This is a genomic window from Burkholderia anthina (assembly GCF_902498995.1).
Taxonomy (GTDB): domain Bacteria; phylum Pseudomonadota; class Gammaproteobacteria; order Burkholderiales; family Burkholderiaceae; genus Burkholderia; species Burkholderia anthina.
The window spans coordinates 87,708-114,171 of sequence record NZ_CABVLY010000026.1 but is presented as its reverse complement, the minus strand read 5'-3'; the positions used below and the strand labels follow the sequence as shown (position 1 = coordinate 114,171).

Here is a 26,464-nt window from a genome sequence, read left to right as displayed (position 1 = left end):
CTCTACGCCGATGATAGTGCGGATACCCGTGTGAAAGTAGGTAATCGTCAGGCTCCCTAAGCCGAGAACCCCCGCCCAAAAGGCGGGGGTTTTTGCATTTGCGTGACCGGAAATGCATGCCGACGGTGCGGAGGCGATTCGGCCTTCAAATGCCGCCCAAGCAGGGGTGCCCGCCAAGCCACACCTCATACAACCGTTCGCGGCGTTGCCCATGCGCGCAGCTACATCTCGCGAAGCCAACAGCACCATCACGGGTGCATCCAGCGCGTCCTGCGCTGTTTCTACGCATATCTCCGTACATTTGCGCCCAAAAAACGCCCAAAAAGGCAATGCACCGGGCTCGCCGAGGCAACTCGCCGGCACCCTTCGTCATGTATTCATCCGTCGATATTGCCGCACCAGTCTATCGACGCCGCGTCGAGATCAACCATTCCCCCATTCCGCTTTTTCGCAAAACAGACCGGAAATCCGTGCGAAATGAAGCCTTATTCGGCACGGCCACGTAAAATTCGCGAATCTCCATCCCCGCACCCATAACGATGAACGCCGCCACCCAGATAGCCCGGGCCGTTTGCCCTCACGATTGCCCGGATACATGCGCAATGCGCGTGACCGTCGAGAACGGCAAGGCGATCAAGGTCACGGGCGATCCGGATCATCCGCCCACGCAAGGCGTGTTGTGCACGAAAGTCAGTCGATACGCTGACCGCGTCCATCATCCGGATCGCCTCACCGTTCCGCTCAAGCGTGTCGGTGCGAAGGGGGAAGGGCGCTTCGTGCCGATCAGCTGGAGCGAAGCATTCGACGAAATCGGTCGCCGCCTCGGGGAAATCTCCGCGCGCGCGCCGGAGGCGATCGTGCCGTACAGCTACGCGGGAACGATGGGGCTCGTGCAGGGCGAAGGCATCGCGCAGCGATTCTTCCACAAACTCGGTGCCTCCCGGCTCGAGCGTACGATCTGCGCGGCGGCCGGTGCGGCGGGCCTGCGCTACACGTACGGTGGCAGCGTCGGGATGCATCTCGAGCATTTCGAGGAAAGCGAACTGATCCTGATCTGGGGCGCCAATCCGATCGCATCGAGCCTGCATTTCTGGACTCGGGCGCAGGAAGCCAAGCGTCGCGGCGCACGCCTGGTCGCGATCGACCCCTATCGCTCGCTGACGGCCGAAAAGTGCCATCAGCACATTGCGTTGAAACCGGGCACCGACGGAGCCTTCGCGCTCGGCATGATGCACGTGCTGATCACCGAGGATCTGCTCGATCACGACTACATCGCGCAGCATACGCTCGGCTTCGATGCACTCAAGGCGCGAGCCTTGTCCTATCCGCCGGAGCGCGTCGCGCAGATCTGCGGTATCGACGCGTCGGAGCTCGTCGAACTCGCGCGTCGTTACGGCGCGACCCGCAAGGCATCGATTCGCCTCAATTACGGCATGCAGCGCGTGCGCGGCGGCGGCAACGCCGTGCGCGCGATCGCGAGCCTGCCCGCGCTGACGGGCGCATGGCGAGATCGGGCAGGCGGGTTGCTGCTGTCGTCGTCGGAATCCGCGCCGGTCAATCAGGCGGCGCTGCTGCGCCCCGATCTGATGCCCGGATGGCCGCACAAACTGCCGCGCATCATCAACATGAACGCGATCGGCGACGCGCTACTGCATCCGGGCGACACAACGTTCGGCCCGAAGGTCGAAGCGGTGATCGTCTACAACTCGAATCCGGTGGCTGTCGCGCCGGACTCGTCGAAGGTCGCGGCGGGTTTCGCACGAGAAGATCTGTTCACCGTCGTTCTCGAGCATTTCAGGACAGATACGGTCGATTTCGCCGACATTGTGTTGCCGGCTACGACGCAGCTCGAACATCTCGACGTCCACAAATCGTACGGTCACACCTACGTGATGGCGAATCTGCCCGCGATTGCGCCGGTGGGCGACGCGCGGCCGAACACCGAGATCTTTCGCGGGATCGCGCGCAGCATGGGGCTCGACGAGCCCGCGCTTTATCACAGTGACGAAGACATCGCGCGCGCGGCACTTCGTTGGGATGACCCCGCGCTCGACAGCGACTGGGACACACTGAAGCGCGCCGGGTGGCTCAAGCTCAACGTGGCGGACGCGCCGTTCGCGAACGGCGGCTTCCGCACGCCGTCCGGCAAGTGCGAGTTCTACAGCGCACGGCTCGAGCAGATGGGCATGGATCCGGTGCCGGACTACCTGCCGCCCTTCGAATCGAAGGAAGCAGCGCCGGAACTCGCCGCCCGCTATCCGCTCGCGATGATTTCGCCGCCGGCCCGGCACTTCCTGAACAGCACGTTCGTGAACGTGGACAGCCTGCGCAACACGGAAGGCCAACCGCATCTCGATATCCATCCGACCGACGCCGACGCGCGCGATATCGGCGACGGCGACCTCGTCCGCGTCTTCAACGACCGCGGATCGATGCAGGCGCTCGCGCGGGTGACCGATCGCGCGCGTGCTGGACTCGTCGTCGGGTTGTCGATCTGGTGGAAGAAGCTCTCGCCGGACGGCCGGAACGCAAATGAAGTGACGAGTCAGGCTTTGACCGATCTCGGCAATTCGGCGACGTTTTACGATTGTCTTGTGGAAGTAGAGCGGACTTGACCGGATTTATGCGTATGATCAGACGAATTCGTCTGAAAGTTCGAAGTGGGCATCTAACCCTGTTGTTTCTGGACGGGCGAGCCGCTACGATGCGTTTTAGCACGACCATTCGAAAATCTGTGAGGAGACGCGCGGCATGGACAAAATTTGGCTGAAATCGTACCCACCCGGCGTTCCAGCCGAAATTGACGCGTCTCCGTATCCATCCATCCCGGATCTCCTCGACGAAAGCTTCCGGCAGTACCGCGACCGCAAGGCGTTCGTCTGCATGGGCAAGAGCATCACGTATGGCGAACTCGACGCGTTGTCGCGCCAGTTCGGCGCGTGGCTGCAGTCGCGCGGTCTGAAACGCGGCGCGCGCGTCGCGCTCATGATGCCGAACGTGCTGCAGTATCCGGTGGCGATCGTCGCGGTGCTTCGCGCGGGCTACACCGTCGTCAACGTGAACCCGCTCTATACGCCGCGTGAACTCGAACACCAACTGAAGGACAGCGGGGCGGAAGCGATCGTCATCCTCGAGAACTTCGCGGCGACGCTTCAGGCCGTCATCGCGAATACCGCGGTCAAGCATGTCGTGGTTGCGTCGATGGGCGATCTGCTGGGCATCAAGGGCTGGCTCGTCAACTACGTCGTGCGCAACGTGAAGAAGATGGTGCCGGCCTGGCAGCTTCCGTCGTTTACGCGCTTCAAGGCCGCACTGTCGGAAGGCGCGCGGCAGACGTTCAAGCCGCAGAAGCTCGGCCCCGACGACGTCGCGTTCCTGCAGTACACGGGCGGTACGACGGGTGTCGCGAAGGGCGCGACGCTGCTGCACCGGAACATCGTGTCGAACGTGCTGCAGGCCGGCGCGTGGCACCATCCCGCCCACGAGAAGTACCCCGACGTAAAGCAGTTCGTGACGGTTGTCGCGCTGCCGCTTTATCACGTGTTCGCATTGACCGTCTGCGGCTTCTTGACGATGCGCACGGGCGGCATGGGGATCCTGATCCCGAATCCGCGCGACATCGGCGGCATGATCAAGGAGTTGAAGGGGTACCAGATTTCGACGATTCCGGCCGTCAACACGCTGTACAACGCGCTGCTGAATCATCCCGAATTCAACCAGCTCGACCTGTCGAAGCTCGTGATCGCCAACGGTGGCGGCATGGCGATCCAGGAAGGCGTCGCGAAGCGCTGGTACGAGAAGACCCATACCGCGATCGTCGAAGGGTACGGCTTGTCGGAAACGTCGCCGGTGGCGACTTGCAACCCCGTGACGGCGACCGAGTATAGCGGGACGATCGGCCTGCCGCTGCCGTCGACCGAGGTTGCGATTCGCGACGACGCGGGTAACGACGTCGCGCTCGGCGAACCCGGCGAGATTTGCATCCGCGGGCCGCAGGTCATGGCCGGCTACTGGAATCGGCCGGACGAAACCGCGAAGGTCATGTTCCCGGACGGTTTCTTCAAGACGGGCGATGTCGGCGTGATGGACACGCGCGGTTACGTGAAGATCGTCGACCGGAAGAAGGACATGATCCTCGTATCCGGCTTCAACGTGTATCCGAACGAGGTCGAGGATGTGGTGGCGTCGCACCCGGGCGTATTCGAGGTGGCGGCCGTCGGCGTACCGGACGAGCACTCGGGCGAAGCCGTGAAGCTGTTTGTCGTGAAGAAGGACCCGGCACTCACCGACAAGGACATCCTCGCGTACTGCAAGGAGCGGCTCACCGGCTACAAGCGTCCGAAACTCGTCGAGTTCCGCACCGAGCTGCCGAAGACGAACGTCGGCAAGATCCTGCGGCGCGAACTGCGCGACGGCCGCGCGTAACACCGACGTCGAATGAACGAGCCCGGCATCCGCGAGACGCACCCCGAGCGCCGCTTCAGACTTTCGGACCGCAAAAGAAAAAGGCGCCCGAAGGCGCCTTCAATATGCTGCGGCTTGTCAGGCAAGCTGATTAGAACTTGTGACGGATGCCGACGCGCGCTGCGACCTGGTTGCTCGTGGTCGACGGGTCGAGGCCGTTGATCGAAGCCGTCGCCTTGATGACGTTGCCGTTCGCGTCGAGCGCGTTGCCCGATGCATGCTGATACACGCCGATCACGTAGACGTCCGTGCGCTTCGACAGGAAGTAGTCGATGCCCGCCGAGCCTTGATGGTATTTGGCAGCCGACGCGCCGTCGATCTTGCTGCCTTGCGTGTAGTCGTACGCTGCACCGAGGATCAACGCCGGGGTCAACTGATACTTGAAGTTGATTTCGCCGTTGTTGAACGTCGCGGTCTGGTTCACGAACTGGCCGGCCGAGAAGCCCTTGAACTTGATGTTCGAGTACGTCGCACCGATCGTCGCTGCACCGAACGTGTACGCGCCGCCTGCACCGATGACCTGGTACGTGTTCGCGTTGTTCGCATATGCGCCGTAGACCGGCGACGACACGGCCGTCGTTGCAGCCGACGAACCGTTGTTGAACATGCCGCCGAAGTTGCCCGGCGTGCGTGCGTTCAAGTAGCCGACGCCCAAGACCAGCGGGCCGTTGTTGTAGCCGGCGCCGAGCGACCAGACCTGGTTCTTCGAGAACTGGCCGGCTTGACCGCCGAAGCTGTACAGGCCGCCGAACGAGAAGCCGCCGTAGTTCTGGCTCGTGAACTTGACCGCGTTGTTTACGCGATAAGCGTTGTTGAAGTTGTCGAGGTCGCCCGGGTGTGCAGCGATATAGCCGCCCCACTGGTCGCCTGCCTCGAGCGGGCCGACGAAGTCGACGACGGAGTCGTACTGACGACCCAGCGTGACCGTACCGTATTGGCTCGACAGGCCGACGTAAGCTTGACGGCCGAACATCAGGCCGCCCTGGCCGAGCTTGCCGGAGTTGACGTCGAAACCGTTTTCGAGCACGAAGATCGCCTTCAGGCCGCTGCCCAGATCTTCGGTTCCGCGCAGGCCGAAGCGGCTGCCTTGCAGCACGCCGCTCGACAGGCCGTAGAGGTGGCCGCCCTTGGCGTTGTTGTTGAAGATGAAACCTTCATCGATGATGCCGTAAAGCGTCACGCTGCTTTGCGCATGGGCTGCGCCAGCAAACGCGCCCAGCGCGACGAGCGCAAGAAGCGACTTTTTCATTAACGGATCTCCAAGAATCACTGAATTATTTTTTGGCGGGGCGGATAGTTATGTTGTGTTGACGGGCCCCATCAACTTCACAAGAAGTCGCACGTAATGTAGCAAAACCGTTTTTTGCCACAAAGCGAAATGCCGCACCTCAAGGTCGCCATGTTTCCTTTATGCAACAATGGTTAAAATCACGGGTTAACCGCAATTTCCGCTGAATAATCAAGTCGGTTACGCAGCGGAACACGTGTCCTTGCCGTCCGCGGCAGCGCACGCAGCCAGGAGAAACAGGATGGTGTTGGATGAACTGATCAGCGAATTCGATCGCGGCCTGCGATCGTTGACCGGCGTGAGCCGGATGAGCCGCGCCGTGCCCGTGCCGGCGGAGGCGCCGGCCGGCGAACTCACGCCCGCGGAGCGCACGCATGCTGCCGGACTCATGCGCGTGAATCATGTCGGCGAGGTGTGCGCGCAGGCGCTCTACCAGGCGCAGAAGCTGACCGCGCGCTCGTCGTCGTCGAAGGCGATGTTCGAGGAAGCCGCGCGCGAGGAGGAGGATCATCTCGCATGGACCGCGCATCGGCTGAAGGAACTCGATTCGCGCCCGAGCATGCTCAACCCGCTGTGGTACGTCGGCGCGCTCGCGATCGGCGTGGCAGCCGGTACGCTGGGTGACAAGGTCAGCCTCGGCTTCATGGCGGAAACCGAGCGGCAGGTCGAGAGCCACCTCGACTCTCATCTGTCCGAGCTGCCAGTGAGCGACACGGCGTCGCGCGCGATCGTCGAGCAGATGCGTGCCGACGAGGAGAAACACGGCAAGGCCGCGACCGACGCCGGCGGAATCGAACTGCCGCTGCCCGCGCGCATGCTGATGCGCGCCGCGTCGAAAGTCATGACGAGCACTGCGTACTATCTCTGAGATTTGGGCCGGGCGGCGCACGACGCCGCCCCGGTCCGCCGTCCCCGATACCGCCCGTTTTTTCCGCGTTTTCCCGCCCCCGAAAGCCCCGTCCGAACGCCAGTCTGGCCCGCCTTTCTCACGTATCACCTTCACAAGTTGCACTAGCTCATTCATTTATAACGGTTTTTGGAATGAGGGGCCGCATGAGCATGTTCGCGTAAGTCCTTGTTCTAACTAACAAAATTCGTCAAAAAACCGGGCCGCTCCCTTGACCGTGCCAAACCCTTCCTCTAAAGTGGGAGACAGTGTGAGAAAGTGTATTTTTGTGTGATTTGGCGGGCTATTCCGGCTAAATTCTGAGCATTGAGCGGGTGCTTCGGTGCCCTGAACGGGAGAGCGGAAAAGTGTTCCAAGGGGCGTCGGCGCTGACGCTCGATGCGAAAGGGCGGATGTCGGTGCCGGCTCGCTATCGCGAAGCGCTGCAAGGACAGGCAGAAGGACGGGTGACTGTGACCAAGCACCCGGACGGCTGCCTGTTGCTGTTTCCACGCCCTGAATGGGAAGTATTCCGCGCCAAGATCGCCGCGCTGCCGATGGACGCACATTGGTGGCGGCGGATTTTTCTCGGGAATGCGATGGATGTCGATCTCGACAGCGCGGGCCGGATTCTTGTATCGCCCGAGCTGCGAATGGCAGCCGGACTGGAAAAGGAAGTCATGTTGTTGGGAATGGGTAGTCACTTCGAGCTGTGGGATTCGCAGACCTACATCGCGAAGGAGCAGGCAGCGATGGCGCAGGGCATGCCCGACGCGCTGAAGAATTTCACGTTCTGATTGCGGTGACGGAGACGCCCGCGATGGGAAACGAATTGCAGCATCGGACCGTGTTGCTGGACGAGGCGGTCGAGTCGCTCGTGACGCGACCGGACGGCATTTATGTCGACGGCACGTTCGGGCGGGGCGGGCATAGCCGCGCGGTACTCGCGCGGCTCGCGCCCGCCGGACGGCTGATCGCGTTCGACAAGGATCCGAGGGCGATCGAGACGGCGCAGCGCATCGAGGATGCGCGCTTCTCGATCGTGCATGACAGCTTTGCATCGATGCGCGACGCGCTTGCGGCGCGCGGCGTCGAGAAAGTATCGGGTGTGTTGCTGGACCTGGGCGTGTCCTCGCCGCAGGTGGACGATCCGGCGCGCGGCTTCAGCTTTCGCGCGGATGGCCCGCTGGACATGCGAATGGATCCGACGCGCGGCGAGTCGGCCGCTGAATGGCTCGCACGGGCATCGGTGCAGGAACTGACGGAGGTGATACGAGATTATGGGGAAGAACGGTTTGCTTTTCAGATTGCAAAGGCGCTTGTTGCTCGCCGGGCAGAGTCCGACCGTCTTGGGCCTCTCGACACCACGGGCGAGCTTGCCCAAATCGTGGGTCACGTCGTCAAAACCCGTGAGAAGGGCAAGGATCCGGCAACCCGCACCTTTCAGGCTATACGGATTCACGTCAATCAAGAGCTTGCGGACCTGCAAGTCGTACTAGACGCGGCATTGTCGTTGCTGGAGCAAGGGGGGCGGCTGGTGGTCATCAGCTTTCATTCACTCGAGGACCGGATCGTCAAGCGATTCATGCAGGCGCACGCGAGTGCGCCTGCGGTCGATCGTCGCCTGCCGATCCGTGCCGTCGATCTCCCGAGCCCGCCGCTCAAGATAATCAGCCGTCAGTTTCCGAGCGAAGCGGAAGTCGTCGCGAATCCGCGCGCCCGGTCGGCCGTGATGCGCATCGCGGAGCGCGTCACGCCATGAGCCGCTTCAATATCTTCCTGTTGATCATCGTGATGGGGTGCGCGCTGTCGGTCGTCAACTCGACGAATCAGCAGCGCCAGTTCTTCATCCAGCTGCAGCGCGCGCAGTCGCAGGAGCGTCAGCTCCAGCAGGACTACGCGCAGCTTCAGTATCAGCAGAGCGCGCTGTCGAAGACCTCGCGCATCGAGCAACTCGCGAACGATTCGCTGAAGATGCAGCCGATCACGACGGGTCGTACCCAATACCTGACGCTGCCGCCGGGTGCCGTGAAGGCGATCGACGCACCGATTCCCGCTTCGGCCGATGCGGCCACCAAGGGCAAGGGAGGCGCGCGATGAAACCGTCGCAAAAGCGCCAGAACGTGAAATTCTCGTCGAGCCCGGTGCTCGGCGTGCACCTGCCGATGTGGCGCTCGAAGCTTGTCGTGTTCCTGCTGTTCATGGCGTTCGTCGCGCTGGCCGCGCGGGCGTTCTGGATCCAGGGGCCGGGCAACGCGTTCTATCAGAAGCAGGGCGAAAGCCGCTACCAGCGGACGCTCGAGCTGCCGGCCACGCGCGGCAAGATTCTCGACCGTAACGGGCTCGTGCTCGCGACGAGCCTGCCCGTGCGCGCGATCTGGGCGATTCCCGACGCGGTGCCCGACGATCTCGACGCGGGCAAGATCAACCAGCTCGGCAAGCTCCTCGGCATGACGCCGAAGGAACTGCGCGTGAAGCTGTCGGAAGACAAGGGTTTCGTCTACGTCAAGCGCCAGGTGCCGATCGACGTCGCGGACAAGGTCGCGGCACTCGATATCCCGGGCATCTACCAGCGCAACGAATACAAGCGCTTTTATCCGGAAGGCGAGATCACCGCCCACCTGATCGGCTTCACGAACGTCGAGGACGAAGGGCAGGAAGGCGTCGAACTGGGCGACCAGAAGATGCTGTCCGGCACGTCGGGCGTGCGCCGCGTGATCAAGGACCGGATGGGGCACATCGTCGAGGACGTCGCCGAACAGATCCCGCCGCACAACGGGACGGACGTCGACCTGTCGATCGACAGCAAGATCCAGTACATCGCGTACGCGAACCTGAAGGCCGCCGTCGAGAAGTTCAAGGCGAAGGCCGGCGCGGCGATGGTCGTCGACGTGCGTACCGGCGAGGTGCTCGCGCTGGTCAACTATCCGACCTACAACCCGAACGACCGCTCGCACCTGACGGGCGAGCAGCTGCGCAACCGGATCCTCACCGACGTGTTCGAGCCGGGCTCGATCATGAAGCCGTTCACGGTATCGCTCGCGCTCGACCTGCATCGCGTGACGCCGAACACGCTCGTCGAAACGGGCAACGGGCACTTCGTGCTCGACGGCGCGCCGATCAGCGACGATGCGGGCTTCGGCACGCTGACGGTCGGTGGCGTGATCCAGAAGTCGAGCAATATCGGCGCGACCAAGATCGCGATGACGATGCGGCCCGAGGAAATGTGGGATATGTATACCAGCATCGGTCTCGGCCAGGCGCCGAAGGTCGGATTCCCGGGCGCCGCGGCCGGCCGCCTGCGCCCGTGGAAGAGCTGGCGCCGCATCGAGCAGGCGACGATGTCGTACGGCTACGGCCTGTCGGTGTCGCTGTTCCAGCTGGCGCGCGCGTACACCGCGATCGCGCACGACGGTGAAGAGATGCCGGTGACCATTTTCAAGACCGACCCCAACCAGAAGATCACGGGTACGCAGGTGTTCTCGGCGAACACCGCGCGCGAAGTGCGCACGATGCTCGAGACCGTGGTCGCGCCGGGCGGCACGTCGCCGGACGCCGCCGTGCCCGGCTATCGCGTCGGCGGCAAGAGCGGTACCGCGTACAAGCACGAAGGCCACGGCTACACGCGCAAGTACCGCGCGTCGTTCGTCGGGATGGCGCCGATGCCGAATCCGCGCATCGTGGTCGCGGTGTCGGTCGACGAACCGACCGCCGGCAGCCACTTCGGCGGCCAGGTGTCGGGCCCCGTATTCTCGGCGATCGCGGGCGATACGCTGCGCGCGCTGAACGTGCCGCCGAACATGCCGATCAAGCAGCTCGTCGTGTCCGACGATACGCCGGGCGCGCCTGCGGACAAGCCGGGCCCGCAGAAGCTGGCGGCAGGCGGCACCGCGAAGCATATGATCGTGTCCAGCACGACGCGTAATTCACCAGGAGTCGTTCGATGAGCGCCGCCCGCAGTTCCCATCCGGCGCATCAGCAGATCGCAGCCGCGCTCGCGTGGCTGCGTCAGCATGTGGCCGCCGCGGCGCAGTTGCATGCCGACACGCGCAGCCTGCAGGCCGGCGACGTGTTCGTCGGCTATGCGGTCGACGGGGCAGACAATCGCGCTTTCATTGCCGACGCCGTGGCTCGTGGCGCGGCCGCCGTGCTGTATCAGCCGGACGGTCTCGCAGCGGCACCGGCCGCGCCCGTTGCGCTCGCGGTGCCGGCGCTCGACCAGTTGGCCGGCGAGATCGCCAGCGGCTGGTATGGCGATCCGAGCGACAGCCTGCTCGCGGTCGGCGTGACCGGGACGAACGGCAAGACGTCGTGCACGCAATGGATTGCCGCCGCGCTGACGGCGCTGCACCAGCCGTGCGCGCTGATCGGCACGCTCGGCACCGGCATGCCGGGCCATCTGGTACCGACGGGCTTCACGACGCCGGACGCGCCGCAACTGCAGCGCAGCCTCGCGCAACTGCGCGACGCGGGCGCGAAGGCCATCGCGATGGAAGTGTCGTCGCACGCGCTGCATCAGGGGCGCGTGAACGGTACGGCCTTCGACATCGCCGTATTCACGAACCTCACGCAGGATCACCTCGATTATCACGGCACGTTCGACGCGTACGAAGCCGCGAAGGCGAAACTGTTCGCGTGGCGCGGGCTGCGCGCGGCGGTCGTCAACCGCGACGACGCTGCCGGCCGCCGCCTGCTCGAGAAGCTGGCCGGCCGCGTGCGCACGATCGCATACGGGATCGGCGACGCGCAGGCACCTGACGCCGATCGCGAACTGATCGCGCTCGACGTGCGCGCGACCGCCACGGGCACCGCATTTCACCTGCGCTCGTCGTGGGGCGACACGGACGTCGAAGTCGGCACGCTCGGCACGTTCAACGTCAGCAACCTGCTCGCGGTGCTCGGCTCGCTGCTCGCGGCCGACGTGCCGTTCGACGCGGCGGTGGCCGAGATTGCACGGCTCGAGCCCGTCAACGGCCGGATGCAGCGTCTTGGCGGCCGCCTGCAGAACGACGAACCGCTGGTCGTGATCGACTACGCGCATACGCCCGACGCGCTCGAGAAGACGCTCGACGCGCTGCGCCCGATCGCCGCGGCGCGCGGCGGCAAGCTCGTCTGCATGTTCGGCTGCGGCGGCGATCGCGATGCGACGAAGCGCCCGCTGATGGGCGCGATCGCCGAGCGGCTCGCCGATGAAATCGTCGTCACGAGCGACAACCCGCGCAGCGAGGATCCGCAGCGCATCATCGACCAGGTCATCGCGGGCATGACCGCGCCCGATCACGCACGCCGCATCGAGGATCGCGCGAGCGCGATCCTGCAGGCCGTGCGCGGAGCCGCCCGCGAGGATGTCGTCGTGCTGGCCGGCAAGGGCCACGAGGCGACGCAGGAAATCATGGGCAAGAAACGCACGTTCTCCGATCAGGATCACGCGCGGCTCGCACTCGCGGCCCGCGCGACGCACGGCAAGGGAGGCGGCGAATGACGATGCTCAGTCTCGGCGAAGCCGCCCGCCTGATCCCGGGCGCCACCGTTCACGGCGATCCGGCCACCACGTTCGAGCGCGTCTCGACGGACAGCCGCACGGTCGGCCCCGGCGACCTGTTCGTCGCGCTGAAAGGCGAGCGCTTCGATGCGCACGACTTCCTCGGCGACGTGGCCGCGCGTGGCGCGGCTGCGGCGCTCGTCGCGCATGCGCCGGCGGGCCTCGCGATGCCGGTCATCGAAGGCGGCGAAACGCGTGCCGCGCTCGGCGCGCTCGCGCACGGCTGGCGCAAGCAATTCGCCGTGCCGCTCGTCGCGGTGACGGGCAGCAACGGCAAGACGACCGTGAAGGAAATGATCGCGTCGATCTTCGCTGCGGCAGTCGGCGCCGATGCAAGACTCGCCACGGCCGGCAACCTGAACAACGACATCGGCGTGCCGCTGACGCTGCTGCGTCTGTCGGCCGCGCATCGCATCGCGGTGATCGAGCTCGGGATGAACCACCCGGGCGAGACCGAGATCCTCGCGCGCATCGCGGCGCCGACCGTTGCGCTCGTCAACAACGCGCAGCGCGAGCACCAGGAATTCATGGCGACGGTCGAAGCCGTCGCACTCGAACACGCGGCGGTGATCCACGCGCTGACGCCGGACGGCGTCGCGGTGTTTCCGGCGGACGACGCGTACGCCGGCATCTGGCGTGTCGCGGCGACCGGCAACCGGATTCTCGATTTCGCGCTGCACGACGCCGATCGGCTGGTCGATGCGCAGGTCACGGGCCGTCTGCACGGCGGCGAGCTTGCGATCGACACGCCGGCAGGCGCGGTGACGTTGCGGCTGCGCGCGCTCGGCGAGCACAACGCCCGCAACGCGCTGGCGGCTACGGCCGCGGCGCTCGCCGCCGGGGTCGAGCTGGCGGCGATCAAGCAGGGCCTCGAATCGTTCGAGCCGGTGAAGGGCCGCCTGCAGGTCCGGAAGGCGAGCGCCGGCAGTCTCGCAGGTGCGACGATCGTCGACGACACCTACAACGCGAACCCCGACTCGATGCGCGCGGCGATCGACGTGCTGGCCGCGCAACCGGCGCCGCGCGTGCTGGTGATCGGCGACATGGGTGAAGTCGGCGACGAAGGGCCGGCATTTCACCGCGAGATCGGCGCATATGCGCGTGAGCGCGGAATCGATGCGCTGTTCGCGCTCGGCGACGCGTCGCGCGATGCCTGTACCGCATACGGCGGCACGGCCCGCCATTTCGGTGACGTCGGCACGCTGGTCGATACGCTGCTCGCAGCGGGCTACGGCGCGCAGGCGACGGTGCTCGTGAAGGGCTCGCGGTATATGAAGATGGAGCGCGTGGTCGACGCGCTGACGAACCAACCCGCGGCGGGCACGGTGCCCGCCGCACACTGAGTAGAAGGAAGGAAGCATGCTGCTGGCGCTGGCGCAATGGCTGCAAGGAGACGCAAGCTTTTTGCGCTTGTTCACGTACCTGACGTTCCGAGCCGTGGGGGCAACCATCACGGCGCTCGGGATCGGGCTCGTGTGCGGACCGTGGGTGATCCGCAAGCTGACGCAAATGAAGGTCGGGCAGGCCGTGCGCAAGGACGGCCCGCAGAGTCACCTCGTCAAGTCCGGCACGCCGACGATGGGCGGCGTGCTGATCCTGATCGGCATCGCGGTCGCGACGCTGCTGTGGGGCGACCTGACGAACCGCTTCATCTGGATCGTGATGCTCGTCACGTTCGGCTTCGGCGTGATCGGCTGGGTCGACGACTACCGCAAGGTCGTCCACAAGGACCCGCGCGGGATGTCGTCGCGCGAAAAGTATTTCTGGCAGTCGGTGATCGGCCTGTTCGCGGCGGTCTATCTTGCCTTCAGCGTGTCCGAGGCGAACAACGTGCGCGTGTTCGACCTGTTCATGGCGTGGGTGAGGAGCGGCCTGTCGATGGGGCTGCCCGCGCGTGCCGACCTGATGTTGCCGTTCCTGAAATCGATCAGCTATCCGCTCGGTGTCTGGGGCTTCATCGTGCTGACCTATTTCGTGATCGTCGGCGCGAGCAACGCGGTAAACCTGACCGACGGCCTCGACGGTCTCGTGATCATGCCGGTCGTACTGGTCGGCGCATCGCTCGGCGTGTTCGCGTACGTGATGGGTAGCTCGGTCTATTCGAAATACCTGCTGTTTCCGCACATTCCGGGCGCGGGCGAACTGCTGATCTTCTGTTCCGCGATGGGCGGGGCAGGGCTCGCGTTCCTCTGGTACAACACGCACCCCGCCCAAGTGTTCATGGGCGACGTCGGCGCGTTGGCGCTCGGCGGCGCGCTCGGCACGGTCGCGGTGATCGTGCGCCAGGAAATCGTGCTGTTCATCATGGGCGGCATCTTCGTCGCGGAAACGTTGTCGGTGATGCTGCAGGTGTCGTGGTTCAAGTACACGAAGAAGCGTTACGGCGAAGGGCGCCGCCTGCTGAAGATGGCGCCGCTGCATCACCATTTCGAATTGTCCGGCTGGAAGGAAACGCAGGTGGTGGTGCGTTTCTGGATCATCACGTTGATGCTGTGCCTGTTCGGTCTGTCCACCCTCAAGTTGCGGTAAAGGAAAGGTAACAAGGATGTCTGGCGAGATGTTTGGAGATCGGCAACGGCCGATGGTGCTCGTGCTGGGGCTCGGAGAGTCGGGTCTCGCGATCGCGCGGTGGTGCGCGAGGCACGGGTGCCGGCTGCGTATTGCCGATACCCGCGAGGCGCCGCCGAACCTTGCCGCGTTGCAGGCTGAAGGGATCGATGCCGAGTTCGTCGGCGGGCCGTTTGCGCCCGCGCTGCTCGACGGCGGCATCGAGATCGTCGGGCTGAGCCCCGGCCTGTCGCCGCTCGAACCGGAGCTCGCGGCGCTGATCGCGGCCGCGAACGAGCGCGGGATCGCGGTGTGGGGCGAACTGGAATTCTTTGCGCAGGCGCTGCGCGCGCTCGGCACGAGCGGCTACCAGCCGAAGGTGCTCGCGATCACCGGCACCAACGGCAAGACCACGACGACGAGCCTCACGGGCCTGCTGTGCCAGCGCTCCGGCAAGAAGGTTGCCGTTGCCGGCAACATCAGCCCGGCGATGCTCGACCGGCTCGCGGGTGCGATCGACGACACCGCGCTACCCGACGTGTGGGTGCTCGAACTGTCGAGCTTCCAGCTCGAGACCGCGCGCACGTTCGCGCCCGATGCAGCGGCGATCCTGAACATCACGCAGGATCACCTCGACTGGCATGGCAGCTTCGACGCGTATGCCGCAGCGAAGGGCCGGATCTTCGGCGCGACGACGACGCGCGTGCTGAACCGCGACGACGCGGCCGTGATGAAGTTCGCACCGGCGGCGGGCGCTGCCGATGCGGCACGCACGGTCACGTTCGGCCTGAACGAACCGGCGCAGGACGGCGACTACGGGCTGTCGCGCGACAACGGCATCGCGTGGCTGGTGGAAGCGGTCGATCGCGATGCGCCGGACGAGACGACCACGAGCCGCCGGCGCAAGCGCGACGGCGCGCATACGCCCGACATCGCGCAGAAGCGCCTGATGCCGGCCGACGCGCTGCGCATCCGCGGGCTGCACAACGCGGCGAACGCGCTGGCCGCGTTCGCGCTCGCCCGTGCGATCGACCTGCCGGCCGCGCCGCTGCTGCACGCGCTGCGCGAATACCGCGGCGAAGCGCATCGCGTCGAAGTGATCGCGACGATCGACGACGTCGACTACGTCGACGACAGCAAGGGAACGAACGTCGGCGCGACGGTTGCCGCGCTCGACGGGCTTGCGCAGAAGATCGTGCTGATCGCGGGCGGCGACGGCAAGGGGCAGGATTTCGCGCCGCTGGTCGCGCCGGTCGCGCGCTGGTGCCGTGCGGTGATGCTGATCGGCCGTGATGCGCCGGCGATCCGCGACACGCTCGCCGAAACCGGCGTGCCGCTCGTCGACCACGCGACGCTCGAAGACGCCGTGCGTGCCGCCGCCGATCTCGCCGAACCGGGCGACGCGGTGCTGCTGTCGCCCGCCTGCGCGAGTCTCGACATGTTCAAGAACTACGCCCATCGCGCGGACGTGTTCCGCGCGGCGGTGGATGAAATCGCCATCGACAAAGGAGCGACGTCATGAGCTGGTCCGATCGCCTCGTCTCCCGTTTCAACGATCGACGCGACACCGGCGGCAATGCCGCGGGCGGCCGCGTCGCATCGGCCACGCGCGCCGCGACGGGCGGCCTCGCGAGCGTCGTCAACGGCGTGCGGCCGAGCCGTTCGCGGATGCTCGACTTCGATTACTCGCTGCTGTGGGTCGCGATCGCGCTGCTCGGGCTCGGCGTCGTGATGGTGTATTCGGCGTCGATCGCGATGCCCGATTCGCCGAAATACGCGTCGTACCACGATTACGCGTTCCTGATGCGCCACGTCATCTCGCTCGTCGTCGCGTTCATCGCGGCGGTGATCGCGTTCCGCGTGCCGATCTCGACGTGGGACAAATACGCACCGCATCTCTTCCTGATTGCGCTCGTCGGCCTCGTGATCGTGCTGATTCCGCACATCGGCAAGGGCGTGAACGGCGCGCGCCGCTGGATTCCGCTCGGCATCACGAACATGCAGCCGTCGGAAATCATGAAGCTCGCGGTGACGATCTACGCGGCGAACTACACGGTGCGCAAGCAGGAGTACATGCAGAGCTTCGCGAAGGGCTTCCTGCCGATGGCGTTCGCGGTCGGTCTCGTCGGCGCGCTGCTGCTGCTCGAACCTGACATGGGCGCGTTCATGGTGGTCGCCGCGATCGCGATGGGCGTGCTGTTCCTCGGCGGCGTGAACGGCAAGCTGTTCGGCGGCCTCGTCGCGACGGCGGTCGGCACCTTCACGATGCTCGTGTGGCTGTCGCCGTGGCGTCGCGAGCGGATCTTCGCGTATCTCGATCCGTGGGACGAACGCTACGCGCAGGGCAAGGCATACCAGCTCACGCACTCGCTGATCGCGTTCGGCCGCGGCGAGTGGTTCGGGGTCGGCCTCGGCGGCAGCGTCGAGAAGCTGAACTACCTGCCGGAAGCGCATACCGACTTCATCCTCGCGGTGATCGGCGAGGAACTCGGTTTCGTCGGCGTGCTGGTCGTGATCCTGCTGTTCTACTGGATCGTGCGCCGCTCGTTCGAGATCGGCCGCCAGGCGCTCGCGCTGGATCGCACGTTCGCGGGCCTGATGGCGAAGGGCATCGGTATCTGGTTCGGTGCGCAGACCTTCATCAACATGGGCGTGAACCTCGGCCTGCTGCCGACCAAGGGCCTGACGCTGCCGCTCGTGAGCTACGGCGGTTCGGGCATCCTGCTGAACTGCGTTGCGCTCGCGGTGTTGCTGCGTGTGGACTATGAAAATCGCGTACTGATGCGGGGAGGGAAGGTATGACCTCCCTGCGTCGGTACGCGATTTCGGTGAAGGCTAACTTCGTGCGCGAAGCGTGCGAAGTTAAGCGTAGCGGCCGTCGCCAAAATGTTCGTTCATTCTTGCTGATGCGCGGAGGGAAGGTATGACCGCGTCGCGACGCACGCTGATGGTGATGGCAGGCGGCACCGGGGGCCACGTGTTCCCGGGGCTCGCTGTCGCGCACCGGATGGAAGCGGCGGGCTGGCGCGTGGTATGGCTCGGCAATCCGGCCGGGATGGAAGCGACGCTGGTGCCGAAGCATGGCATTCCGATGGAGTACGTGCGTTTCGGCGGGCTGCGCGGCAAGGGCCTGAAGACCAAGCTGACGCTGCCGCTCAACCTGCTGCGCGCGTGCTGGCAGAGCCTCGGCGCGCTGCGCCGCGTGCGGCCGGACGTCGTGCTCGGGATGGGCGGCTACATCACGTTCCCGGCGGGTGTGATGACCGCGTTGTCGGGTCGTCCGCTCGTGCTGCACGAACAGAATTCGATCGCGGGCCTCGCGAACAAGGTGCTCGCGAAATTCGCGAAGCGCGTGCTGGTCGCGTTCCCCGGTGCGCTGCCGCACGCGGAATGGACCGGTAATCCGATCCGCGCGGAACTTGCGCGCACGGAAACGCCCAAAGCACGCTATGCATCGCGCAGCGGTCCGCTGAACGTGCTGGTCGTCGGCGGCAGTCTCGGCGCCGCGGCGCTGAACGAAGTCGTGCCGCGCGCGCTGGCGCTGCTGACGCCGGGCGAGCGCCCGCGCATCGTGCATCAGGCCGGCGCGAAACACATCGACGCGCTGAAAGCGAACTACGAAGCGGCCGGGTTCGCCGGCGACGACGACGTCCGGCTCGTGCCGTTCATCGACGACATGGCGAGCGCATACGCGGCGGCGGATCTCGTGATCTGCCGCTCCGGCGCGATGACGGTGTCGGAGATCGCGGCGGTGGGCGTGGCGGCGCTGTTCGTGCCGTTCCCGTACGCGGTCGACGATCACCAGACGACCAACGCCGCGTTCCTCGCCGATGCGGGGGCAGCGGTGCTGGTGCAACAACGCGACCTGTCGGCGGAACTGCTTGCCGACTGGCTGCGCGGCCAGTCGCGGGCGTCGCTCGCGGACATGGCGGAGCGTTCGCGCTCGCTGGCAAAGCCCGAGGCCACTGACGAAGTCGCGCGCGTCTGCGCGAAGGTGGCCGGCGCGAACCTGGAACAACTTAAATGAAACAACCCCCACGCTCACTTCGTTCGCTGCCCCCCGAGGGGGCGGTCAGCCTCCTTGGGGCGGCCCGGCGGAGGCTGACATGAAACACATCGTCAAACATATTCATTTCGTCGGGATCGGCGGCGCGGGCATGAGCGGTATCGCCGAAGTGCTCGTCAACCTCGGCTACGAGGTCAGCGGCTCGGACCTGTCGCGCAACGCGGTGACCGATCGTCTCGAGGCGCTCGGCGCGCGGATCGCGATCGGCCACGATGCGGCGAACATCGCGGGCGCGAACGCGGTCGTCGTATCGACGGCCGTGCGCTCGGACAACCCGGAAGTGCTGGCCGCGCGTCACCAGCGCGTGCCGATCGTGCAGCGCGCGGTGATGCTCGCGGAACTGATGCGCCTGAAGCAGGGGATCGCGATCGCCGGCACGCACGGCAAGACCACGACGACGAGCCTCGTCGCGAGCGTGCTCGCGGCGGGCGGGCTGGACCCGACCTTCGTGATCGGCGGCCGGCTGATCAGCGCCGGCGCGAACGCGCGGCTCGGCACGGGCGACTTCATCGTCGCCGAGGCCGACGAGTCGGACGCATCGTTCCTGAACCTGTATCCGGTGATCGAAGTCATCACGAACATCGACGCCGACCACATGGACACCTACGGCCACGATTTCGCGCGGCTCAAGCAGGCGTTCATCGAATTCACGCAGCGCCTGCCGTTCTACGGCAGCGCGGTCGTGTGCGTCGACGATCCGAACGTGCGCCAGATCATCCCGTTCATCTCGAAGCCGGTCGTGCGCTACGGGCTGTCGGCGGACGCGCAGGTGCGCGCCGAAGACATCGACGCGCGCGACGGCCGGATGCATTTCACGGTGATCCGCGACGGCCGCTCGCCGCTCGCGGTGGTGCTGAACCTGCCGGGCCTGCACAACGTGCAGAACGCGCTCGCGGCGATCGCGATCGCGACCGATCTCGGCGTGTCGGACGACGCGATCCAGCTGGCGCTGGCGGAATTCAACGGCGTCGGCCGGCGCTTCCAGCGCTATGGCGAGGTGCCGAGCGCGGACGGCGGCCAGTACACGCTGATCGACGATTACGGTCATCACCCGGTCGAGATGGCCGCGACGGTCGCGGCCGCGCGCGGTGCGTTCCCGGGCCGTCGCCTCGTGCTGGCGTTCCAGCCGCACCGCTATACGCGCACGCGCGACTGTTTCGACGACTTCGTCAACGTGCTGTCGACGGTCGACGCACTGGTGCTGACGGAAGTCTATGCGGCCGGCGAGGCGGCGATCGCGACGGCCAACGGCGACGCGCTGTCGCGCGCGCTGCGCGCCGCGGGCAAGGTTGAACCGGTGTTCGTCGCGTCGGTCGACGACGTGCCGGATGCATTGGCGAAGGTCGCGCAGAACGGCGACGTAGTGATCACGATGGGCGCGGGTTCGATCGGCGGCGTGCCGGCGAAGATCGTGCAGAACACGCAACAGAAGGGATGACATGAGCGGGATCGATCCGAAACGTTTCGGCAAGGTGGCGGTGTTGTTCGGCGGCGAATCCGCCGAGCGCGAGGTGTCGCTCACCTCGGGCCGCCTCGTGCTGCAGGGCCTGCGCGATGCGGGCATCGATGCGCATCCGTTCGACCCGGCCGAGCGGCCGTTGTCGGCGCTGAAGGACGAAGGCTTCGTGCGCGCGTTCAACGCGCTGCATGGCGGCTATGGCGAGAACGGCCAGATCCAGGGGGCACTCGATTTCTACGGGATCCGCTACACGGGCAGCGGCGTGCTCGGCTCGGCGCTCGGCCTCGACAAGTTCCGCACGAAGCTCGTGTGGCAGCAGACGGGCGTGCCGACGCCGCCGTTCGAAACGGTGATGCGCGGCGACGATTACGCGGCGCGTGCAACGGAGATCGTCGCGAAGCTCGGCCTGCCGCTGTTCGTGAAGCCGGCGAGCGAGGGGTCGAGCGTCGCGGTGCTGAAGGTGAAGGCGGCCGACGCGTTGCCCGCCGCACTGTCGGAGGCGGCAACGCATGACAAGATCGTGATCGTCGAGAAGAGCATCGAAGGCGGCGGCGAATACACCGCGTGCATCGCCGGCGATCTCGACCTGCCGCTGATCAAGATCGTGCCGGCCGGCGAGTTCTACGACTACCACGCGAAGTACGTCGCCGACGATACGCAGTACCTGATCCCGTGCGGGCTGCCGGCCGAACAGGAAACCGAACTGAAGCGCATCGCGCGCCGCGCCTTCGACGTGCTGGGCTGCACCGACTGGGGCCGCGCGGACTTCATGCTCGACGCCGCCGGCAACGCGTATTTCCTGGAAGTGAACACGGCCCCCGGGATGACCGACCATTCGCTGCCGCCGAAGGCCGCGCGCTCGATCGGCATCAGCTATTCGGAGCTGGTCGTGAAGGTGCTGTCGCTCACGCTCAACGACTGACGCAGGAACGGAACGACGTATGTGGAACAACGTTCGCCAACTCAACCTTGCCGCCAGCGCGCTGTACGCGCTGTTGCTGCTCGTGTTGGCGGCGGCCGGCTGCTACTGGCTGATCCAGCGTCCGACGTTCGCGCTGCGCGAAATCCGGATCGACGGCGACACCGAGCACATCAACACGCCGACGGTGCGCGCCGGCGTGGTCGGCAGGCTGAAGGGCAATTTCTTCACGGTCGATCTCGACACGGCGCGTGCCGCGTTCGAGCAGATGCCGTGGGTGCGGCATGCGAGCGTGCGGCGGGTGTGGCCGAATGCGCTGGCTGTCACGCTCGAGGAGTACAAACCGCTCGGGACCTGGGGCAGCGCGCAGCTCGTGAGCACCGATGGCGAGCTGTTCACCGCGAACCAGGGCGAGCTGGATCACGAACTGCCCGCGTTCGACGGCCCGGAGGGCAGTGCGAAGGAAGTCGTCACGCGGTATCGCGACTTCACGAACTGGTTTGCGCCGTTGAAGGCGGCGCCTGAAGAAGTGACGCTGTCGGCGCGTTACGCGTGGACGGTGAAGCTGTCGAACGGCATGCAGGTCGAACTGGGCAAGGAACGCACCAGCGAAACCCTGCACGACCGGAGCCAGCGCCTCGTCGCCGCATGGCCGGCTGTCACGGAGCGCTGGGGCAACGACATCGAGTACGCGGACCTGCGTTATCCGAACGGATTCGCGATTCGTGCGGCAGGCATGCGGTTCCTGACCGATACCGACAAGCGCAAGAAGTAACGAGAGATCACACGCAAGAGCACTTTATGAGCAAAGACTACAAGGATCTGCTGGTTTCCCTCGACATCGGCACGTCGAAGGTGGTGGCCATCGTCGCCGAGCTGAAGGGCGAAGGCCATTACGAGGTCATCGGCCTCGGCCAGAGCGAATCGAAAGGTCTGAAGAAGGGCGTGGTGGTCAACATCGAGGCCACCGTGCAGTCGATCCAGCGCGCGCTCGAGGAAGCCGAGCTGATGGCCGACTGCAAGATCACCAACGTGTTTACGGGGATCGCGGGCAGCCACATCCGCAGCTTCAACTCGAGCGGGATGGTCGCGATCAAGGACAAGGAAGTCACGCAGACCGACGTCGCGCGCGTGATCGAGACCGCCAAGGCGATCAACATCCCGACCGACCAGCAGGTGCTGCACATCCTCACGCAGGAATTCATCATCGACGGCCAGGAAGACGTACGCGAGCCGATCGGGATGAGCGGCATCCGCCTCGAGGTGAAGGTGCACATCGTGACGGGCGCGGTCAGCGCCGCGCAGAACATCGTCAAGTGCGTGCGCCGCTGCGGGCTGGAAGTAAACGACCTGATCCTGCAGCCGCTGGCGTCGTCGCTGGCCGTGCTGACGGAAGACGAGAAGGATCTCGGCGTGGTGCTGGTCGACATCGGCGGCGGCACGACCGACATCGCGATCTTCGCCGAAGGCGCGATCCGTCACACCGCGGTGATTCCGATCGCCGGCGACCAGATCACGAGCGACATCGCGATGGCGCTGCGCACGCCGACGCCGGATGCGGAAGACATCAAGGTCGGCTACGGCATCGCGAAGCAGGCGCTCGCCGATCCGGACGAAATGGTCGAAGTGCCGGGCCTCGGCGAACGCGGTCCGCGCACGCTGTCGCGCCAGGCGCTCGCCGCGGTGATCGAGCCGCGCGTCGAGGAGCTGTTCTCGCTCGTGCAGCAGGTCGTGCGCGAGTCGGGTTACGAAGAACTGCTGAGCTCCGGCGTGGTCATTACCGGCGGGGCTTCGATGATGCCGGGCATGGTCGAGCTCGGCGAAGACATTTTCCTGAAGCCGGTGCGCATCGGTGCGCCGGAATATGCGGGCGGCCTTGCCGACGTGGTGCGCAATCCGCGCTACTCGACGGCGATGGGCCTGCTCGTCGAAGGCAGTGCCCAGCGCATGCGCGGCCGCAAGGTCGCCGTGCAGTCCGGCAACGCGGGGCAGATCTTCTCGCGGATGAAGGAATGGTTCCTGAGCAATTTTTGAAGACCCTCACGGCTCGGCACGCCGAGCCTGCCCCCCGAAGGGGCCAGGAAAACCTCGGGCGACCCGGCGTTTTCCTGGGGACGAAAGAAACGAATCGAAATTCGCGCTGGTGCCGGCGGCTGGCGCGCGACAGGGGGTTGCCCGATCTCCTGCCGAATAACGGCCGAGCAGGTTTATTTTCTTGACGGAGGCAACAATGGAATTCGAAATGCTGGAAACCGAAACCAACGGCACCATCATCAAGGTGGTCGGCGTTGGCGGCGCTGGCGGCAATGCCGTCCAGCACATGATCAACCGCGGCGTGCAGGGCGTCGACTTCATCGTGATGAACACGGACGCCCAGGCGCTGTCGCGTTCGCGCGCATCGTCGGTGATCCAGCTGGGCAACACGGGCCTTGGCGCCGGTGCGAAGCCGGAAATGGGTCGTGCGGCAGCGGAAGAAGCACGTGAGCGCATCGCGGACGCACTGCGTGGCGCGCACATGGTGTTCATCACGGCCGGCATGGGCGGTGGCACGGGCACGGGCGCAGCGCCGGTGGTCGCGCAGATCGCGAAAGAGATGGGCATCCTGACGGTTGGCGTCGTCAGCAAGCCGTTCGAGTTCGAAGGCGGCAAGCGCATGCGCGTCGCGGAAGCAGGCTCGCAGCAACTGGAGGATCACGTCGACTCGCTGATCGTCGTCCTGAACGACAAGCTGTTCGACGTGATGGGCGATGACGCCGAGATGGACAAGTGCTTCCAGTGCGCGGACGACGTGTTGAACAACGCAGTCGCGGGCATCGCCGAAATCATCAATGTCGATGGCCTCGTGAACGTCGACTTCGAAGACGTGAAGACGGTGATGGGCGAGCAGGGCAAGGCGATGATGGGCACGGCGACGGTCGCCGGCGTCGATCGCGCACGCCTCGCGGCGGAACAGGCCGTGGCGAGCCCGCTGCTCGAAGGCGTCGATCTGTCGGGCGCGCGCGGCGTGCTGGTCAACATCACGTCGAGCCGTTCGCTGCGTCTGTCGGAAACGCGCGAAGTGATGAACACGATCAAGAGCTACGCGGCGGAAGATGCGACGGTGATCTTCGGTGCGGTGTACGACGACGCGATGGGCGATGCACTGCGCGTGACGGTCGTGGCGACGGGTCTGGGCCGTGCGGCGAAGAAGCAGCAATCGGCTCCGATGACGCTGCTGCGCACGGGTACCGACAACCAGCCGGTCAGCGCGGTCTCGCACGGCTATGCACAGCCGCAACACGTCAGCACGGCCGACTACGGCGCGCTCGATACGCCGGCGGTGTGGCGCAACTCGCGCGAAACCGCGGCATCGCACGTGCAGGCGCTGCAGGAGAAGGGTGTCGACACGTACGACATTCCGGCTTTCCTGCGCAAGCAGGCTGACTGACGACGCACACACAGGCGAAGCCGCGACGGGGTCGCCGCGGTAACGCCGGCGTGACGGATGCCACGGACCACGACAGGCCGCGTCGGATGCGACGCCGGGCCGGGAGACGTGCCCTCTTCGCATGAGCGGAGCGGGATGGGACGTGCTGTCCGCAACACGCTGAAAACCGTATCGCTATGAGGGACCAGCCATGATTCAAGTGGGCGACGCGCTGCCCGACGCGCAACTGTTCGAGTTCATCGACGACGCGCGCGAAGGGTGCACGCTTGGGCCGAATGCCTACAGCGTGCGCGACCAGGTTGCGGGAAAGCGGGTGGTGATCTTCGGATTGCCGGGCGCTTTCACGCCGACCTGCTCGGCGCAGCATGTGCCGGGCTATGTCGAGCACGCCGAGCAACTGCGCTCGGCGGGCATCGACGAGCTCTGGTGCGTGTCCGTCAACGACGCATTCGTGATGGGCGCATGGGGACGTGATCTGCACACCGCGGGCAAGGTGCGCATGATGGCGGACGGCAGCGCTGCTTTCACTCATGCGCTGGGGCTGACGCAGGATTTGTCCGCGCGTGGCATGGGAATCCGTTCCCTGCGCTACGCGATGGTGATCGACGACGGTGTGGTCAAGACGCTGGCCGTCGAAGCGCCGGGCAAGTTCGAAGTGAGCGATGCGGCGAGTGTGCTCGCGACGTTGACGTCCTGATCGTGCGGTGCGCCGTTGCCTGACGGCAACGCTGCTCACCGGGCCTCAGGGCAGTTGTAACACGGGCCGATGACCGGAAACGCCTCCGTTCCGGGCATCGGCTCGTCCCGTATCGACGCGGGTAAACAGTCGAAACAGATTGATACGCAGTTTCAAACAGCGTTGAATAGGGAATTACGCTATAATCCCGCCTATCGAATATAACTCCTGATTGATATCTTCAATCAAGGCGAAGAACACCATGTTGAAGCAGCGCACCATCAAATCCATCGTGAAGACCGTTGGGATCGGTGTCCACTCGGGCCGCAAGATCGAGCTGACGCTCCGTCCCGCCGCGCCGGGCACGGGCATCGTCTTTTCGCGCGTCGATCTGCCCACGCCTGTCGACATTCCCGCCACGGCGACGTCGATCGGCGACACGCGGCTCGCGTCGGTGCTGCAGAAGGATGGCGTGCGCGTGTCGACGGTCGAGCACCTGATGTCCGCGTGCGCGGGGCTCGGCATCGACAACCTGTATGTCGACGTGACGGCCGAGGAAATCCCGATCATGGACGGCAGCGCGGCGACCTTCGTGTTCCTGATCCAGTCCGCCGGCATCGAGGAGCAGAACGCGCCGAAGCGCTTCATCAAGGTGAAGAAGACGGTCGAGATCCGCGATGGCGACAAGTTCGCGCGCCTCGATCCGTATTTCGGTTTCAAGCTGAAGTTCTCGATCGATTTCCGTCACCCGGCCGTCGACAAGACGGGGCAGGAGCTCGAGGTCGATTTCGCGAACACGTCGTACGTGCGCGAGATCGCGCGCGCGCGCACGTTCGGCTTCGCGCACGAAGCCGAGATGCTGCGCGAGATGGGCCTGGCACGCGGCGGCAGCATGGACAACGCGATCGTCCTCGACGAGTACCGCATCCTGAACAACGACGGGCTGCGCTACGACGACGAATTCGTGAAGCACAAGATGCTCGATGCGATCGGCGACCTGTACGTGATCGGCCATCCGCTGCTCGCGTCGTACACGGCGTACAAGTCGGGTCACGGGCTGAACAACCGGCTGCTGCGCGAACTGCTCGCGCACGAAGATGCGTACGAGATCGTCACGTTCGACGATCCGCAGACCGCACCGAGCGGCTTCGCGTTCGACACGCAGACGGCCTTCGCCTGATCGGCATCCG

At 65.4% G+C, this 26,464-nt stretch carries 22 protein-coding genes; 20 read left to right on the top strand and 2 right to left on the bottom strand.

The features are described 5' to 3' along the window. On the bottom strand, nucleotides 1-249 hold a 249-nt coding region (locus BME24068_RS28060; protein ID WP_217462571.1), incomplete at its 3' end, for a hypothetical protein. Between the two features lie 290 nt (nucleotides 250-539). Here BME24068_RS28060 and BME24068_RS28055 point away from each other — a divergent pair. Further along, complete coding sequence (locus tag BME24068_RS28055; protein ID WP_174927991.1) at nucleotides 540-2,615, top strand: molybdopterin-containing oxidoreductase family protein; 2,076 nt, start codon at nucleotides 540-542, stop codon at nucleotides 2,613-2,615. Nucleotides 2,616-2,751: 136 nt separating this feature from the next. Continuing rightward, nucleotides 2,752-4,425, top strand: a complete 1,674-nt coding sequence (locus BME24068_RS28050; protein WP_174927990.1) for a long-chain fatty acid--CoA ligase — start codon at nucleotides 2,752-2,754, stop codon at nucleotides 4,423-4,425. 130 nt (nucleotides 4,426-4,555) lie between these two features. On the opposite strand, the gene BME24068_RS28045 is transcribed toward BME24068_RS28050, so the two are convergent. After that, complete coding sequence (locus tag BME24068_RS28045) at nucleotides 4,556-5,713, bottom strand: porin (protein WP_096506134.1); 1,158 nt, start codon at nucleotides 5,711-5,713, stop codon at nucleotides 4,556-4,558. A 280-nt stretch (nucleotides 5,714-5,993) separates the two neighbouring features. Between BME24068_RS28045 and coq7 the strand changes: the two genes are divergently transcribed. The 18 genes from coq7 to lpxC all read left to right on the top strand — a co-directional run bounded on the left by coq7 (nucleotide 5,994) and on the right by lpxC (nucleotide 26,454). After that, nucleotides 5,994-6,620 (top strand): 2-polyprenyl-3-methyl-6-methoxy-1,4-benzoquinone monooxygenase, encoded by a 627-nt coding sequence (gene coq7, locus BME24068_RS28040; protein WP_174927989.1) that lies wholly within the window; start codon nucleotides 5,994-5,996, stop codon nucleotides 6,618-6,620. Between the two features lie 386 nt (nucleotides 6,621-7,006). Continuing rightward, nucleotides 7,007-7,435 (top strand): division/cell wall cluster transcriptional repressor MraZ, encoded by a 429-nt coding sequence (mraZ, locus tag BME24068_RS28035; protein ID WP_006400450.1) that lies wholly within the window; start codon nucleotides 7,007-7,009, stop codon nucleotides 7,433-7,435. Between the two features lie 23 nt (nucleotides 7,436-7,458). After that, nucleotides 7,459-8,400 (top strand): 16S rRNA (cytosine(1402)-N(4))-methyltransferase RsmH, encoded by a 942-nt coding sequence (rsmH, locus tag BME24068_RS28030; protein WP_124827238.1) that lies wholly within the window; start codon nucleotides 7,459-7,461, stop codon nucleotides 8,398-8,400. Continuing rightward, nucleotides 8,397-8,738: a cell division protein FtsL gene (ftsL, locus tag BME24068_RS28025; protein ID WP_096506140.1), complete on the top strand. Its 342-nt coding sequence runs from the start codon at nucleotides 8,397-8,399 to the stop codon at nucleotides 8,736-8,738. Before rsmH ends, ftsL begins: the two co-directional genes overlap by 4 nt. After that, nucleotides 8,735-10,585, top strand: a complete 1,851-nt coding sequence (locus tag BME24068_RS28020) for a peptidoglycan D,D-transpeptidase FtsI family protein (protein ID WP_096506142.1) — start codon at nucleotides 8,735-8,737, stop codon at nucleotides 10,583-10,585. The genes ftsL and BME24068_RS28020 overlap by 4 nt, the downstream gene beginning before the upstream one ends. Further along, nucleotides 10,582-12,120, top strand: coding sequence for a UDP-N-acetylmuramoyl-L-alanyl-D-glutamate--2,6-diaminopimelate ligase (locus tag BME24068_RS28015; protein WP_174927988.1), 1,539 nt, complete (start codon nucleotides 10,582-10,584; stop codon nucleotides 12,118-12,120). Before BME24068_RS28020 ends, BME24068_RS28015 begins: the two co-directional genes overlap by 4 nt. Continuing rightward, the gene (locus tag BME24068_RS28010; RefSeq protein ID WP_174927987.1) at nucleotides 12,117-13,523 is read left to right on the top strand and encodes a UDP-N-acetylmuramoyl-tripeptide--D-alanyl-D-alanine ligase; all 1,407 of its coding nucleotides are present in this window, start codon (nucleotides 12,117-12,119) and stop codon (nucleotides 13,521-13,523) included. The genes BME24068_RS28015 and BME24068_RS28010 overlap by 4 nt, the downstream gene beginning before the upstream one ends. A 16-nt stretch (nucleotides 13,524-13,539) precedes the next feature. Continuing rightward, nucleotides 13,540-14,709, top strand: coding sequence for a phospho-N-acetylmuramoyl-pentapeptide-transferase (gene mraY / locus BME24068_RS28005; RefSeq protein ID WP_174927986.1), 1,170 nt, complete (start codon nucleotides 13,540-13,542; stop codon nucleotides 14,707-14,709). Between the two features lie 28 nt (nucleotides 14,710-14,737). Next, nucleotides 14,738-16,249 (top strand): UDP-N-acetylmuramoyl-L-alanine--D-glutamate ligase, encoded by a 1,512-nt coding sequence (murD, locus tag BME24068_RS28000; RefSeq protein WP_174927985.1) that lies wholly within the window; start codon nucleotides 14,738-14,740, stop codon nucleotides 16,247-16,249. Further along, the gene (gene ftsW, locus BME24068_RS27995; protein WP_096506152.1) at nucleotides 16,246-17,529 is read left to right on the top strand and encodes a putative lipid II flippase FtsW; all 1,284 of its coding nucleotides are present in this window, start codon (nucleotides 16,246-16,248) and stop codon (nucleotides 17,527-17,529) included. Before murD ends, ftsW begins: the two co-directional genes overlap by 4 nt. Before the next feature lie 121 nt (nucleotides 17,530-17,650). Next, a complete protein-coding gene (gene murG, locus BME24068_RS27990; protein ID WP_096506154.1) occupies nucleotides 17,651-18,754 on the top strand; it encodes an undecaprenyldiphospho-muramoylpentapeptide beta-N-acetylglucosaminyltransferase in 1,104 nt (367 codons plus the stop codon). Between the two features lie 79 nt (nucleotides 18,755-18,833). Further along, nucleotides 18,834-20,231, top strand: coding sequence for a UDP-N-acetylmuramate--L-alanine ligase (gene murC / locus BME24068_RS27985; RefSeq protein WP_096506156.1), 1,398 nt, complete (start codon nucleotides 18,834-18,836; stop codon nucleotides 20,229-20,231). A 1-nt stretch (nucleotide 20,232) separates the two neighbouring features. Beyond that, on the top strand, nucleotides 20,233-21,174 hold the full coding sequence (locus BME24068_RS27980; RefSeq protein WP_096506158.1) for a D-alanine--D-alanine ligase: 942 nt from the start codon (nucleotides 20,233-20,235) through the stop codon (nucleotides 21,172-21,174). A 19-nt stretch (nucleotides 21,175-21,193) separates the two neighbouring features. Then, entirely contained in the window at nucleotides 21,194-21,946 is a 753-nt protein-coding gene (locus tag BME24068_RS27975) for a cell division protein FtsQ/DivIB (RefSeq protein ID WP_096506160.1), read from the top strand. Between the two features lie 26 nt (nucleotides 21,947-21,972). Next, nucleotides 21,973-23,205 carry a cell division protein FtsA gene (gene ftsA, locus BME24068_RS27970; RefSeq protein WP_006752447.1) on the top strand — a complete coding sequence of 411 codons (1,233 nt, stop codon included), beginning with the start codon at nucleotides 21,973-21,975 and terminating at the stop codon, nucleotides 23,203-23,205. Nucleotides 23,206-23,401: 196 nt separating this feature from the next. After that, nucleotides 23,402-24,598 (top strand): cell division protein FtsZ, encoded by a 1,197-nt coding sequence (gene ftsZ / locus BME24068_RS27965; RefSeq protein WP_006752448.1) that lies wholly within the window; start codon nucleotides 23,402-23,404, stop codon nucleotides 24,596-24,598. A 190-nt stretch (nucleotides 24,599-24,788) separates the two neighbouring features. Beyond that, nucleotides 24,789-25,295 carry a peroxiredoxin gene (locus BME24068_RS27960; RefSeq protein ID WP_096506162.1) on the top strand — a complete coding sequence of 169 codons (507 nt, stop codon included), beginning with the start codon at nucleotides 24,789-24,791 and terminating at the stop codon, nucleotides 25,293-25,295. A gap of 241 nt (nucleotides 25,296-25,536) precedes the next feature. Further along, complete coding sequence (gene lpxC / locus BME24068_RS27955) at nucleotides 25,537-26,454, top strand: UDP-3-O-acyl-N-acetylglucosamine deacetylase (RefSeq protein WP_096506164.1); 918 nt, start codon at nucleotides 25,537-25,539, stop codon at nucleotides 26,452-26,454. The last annotated feature ends 10 nt before the right edge of the window (nucleotides 26,455-26,464 follow it).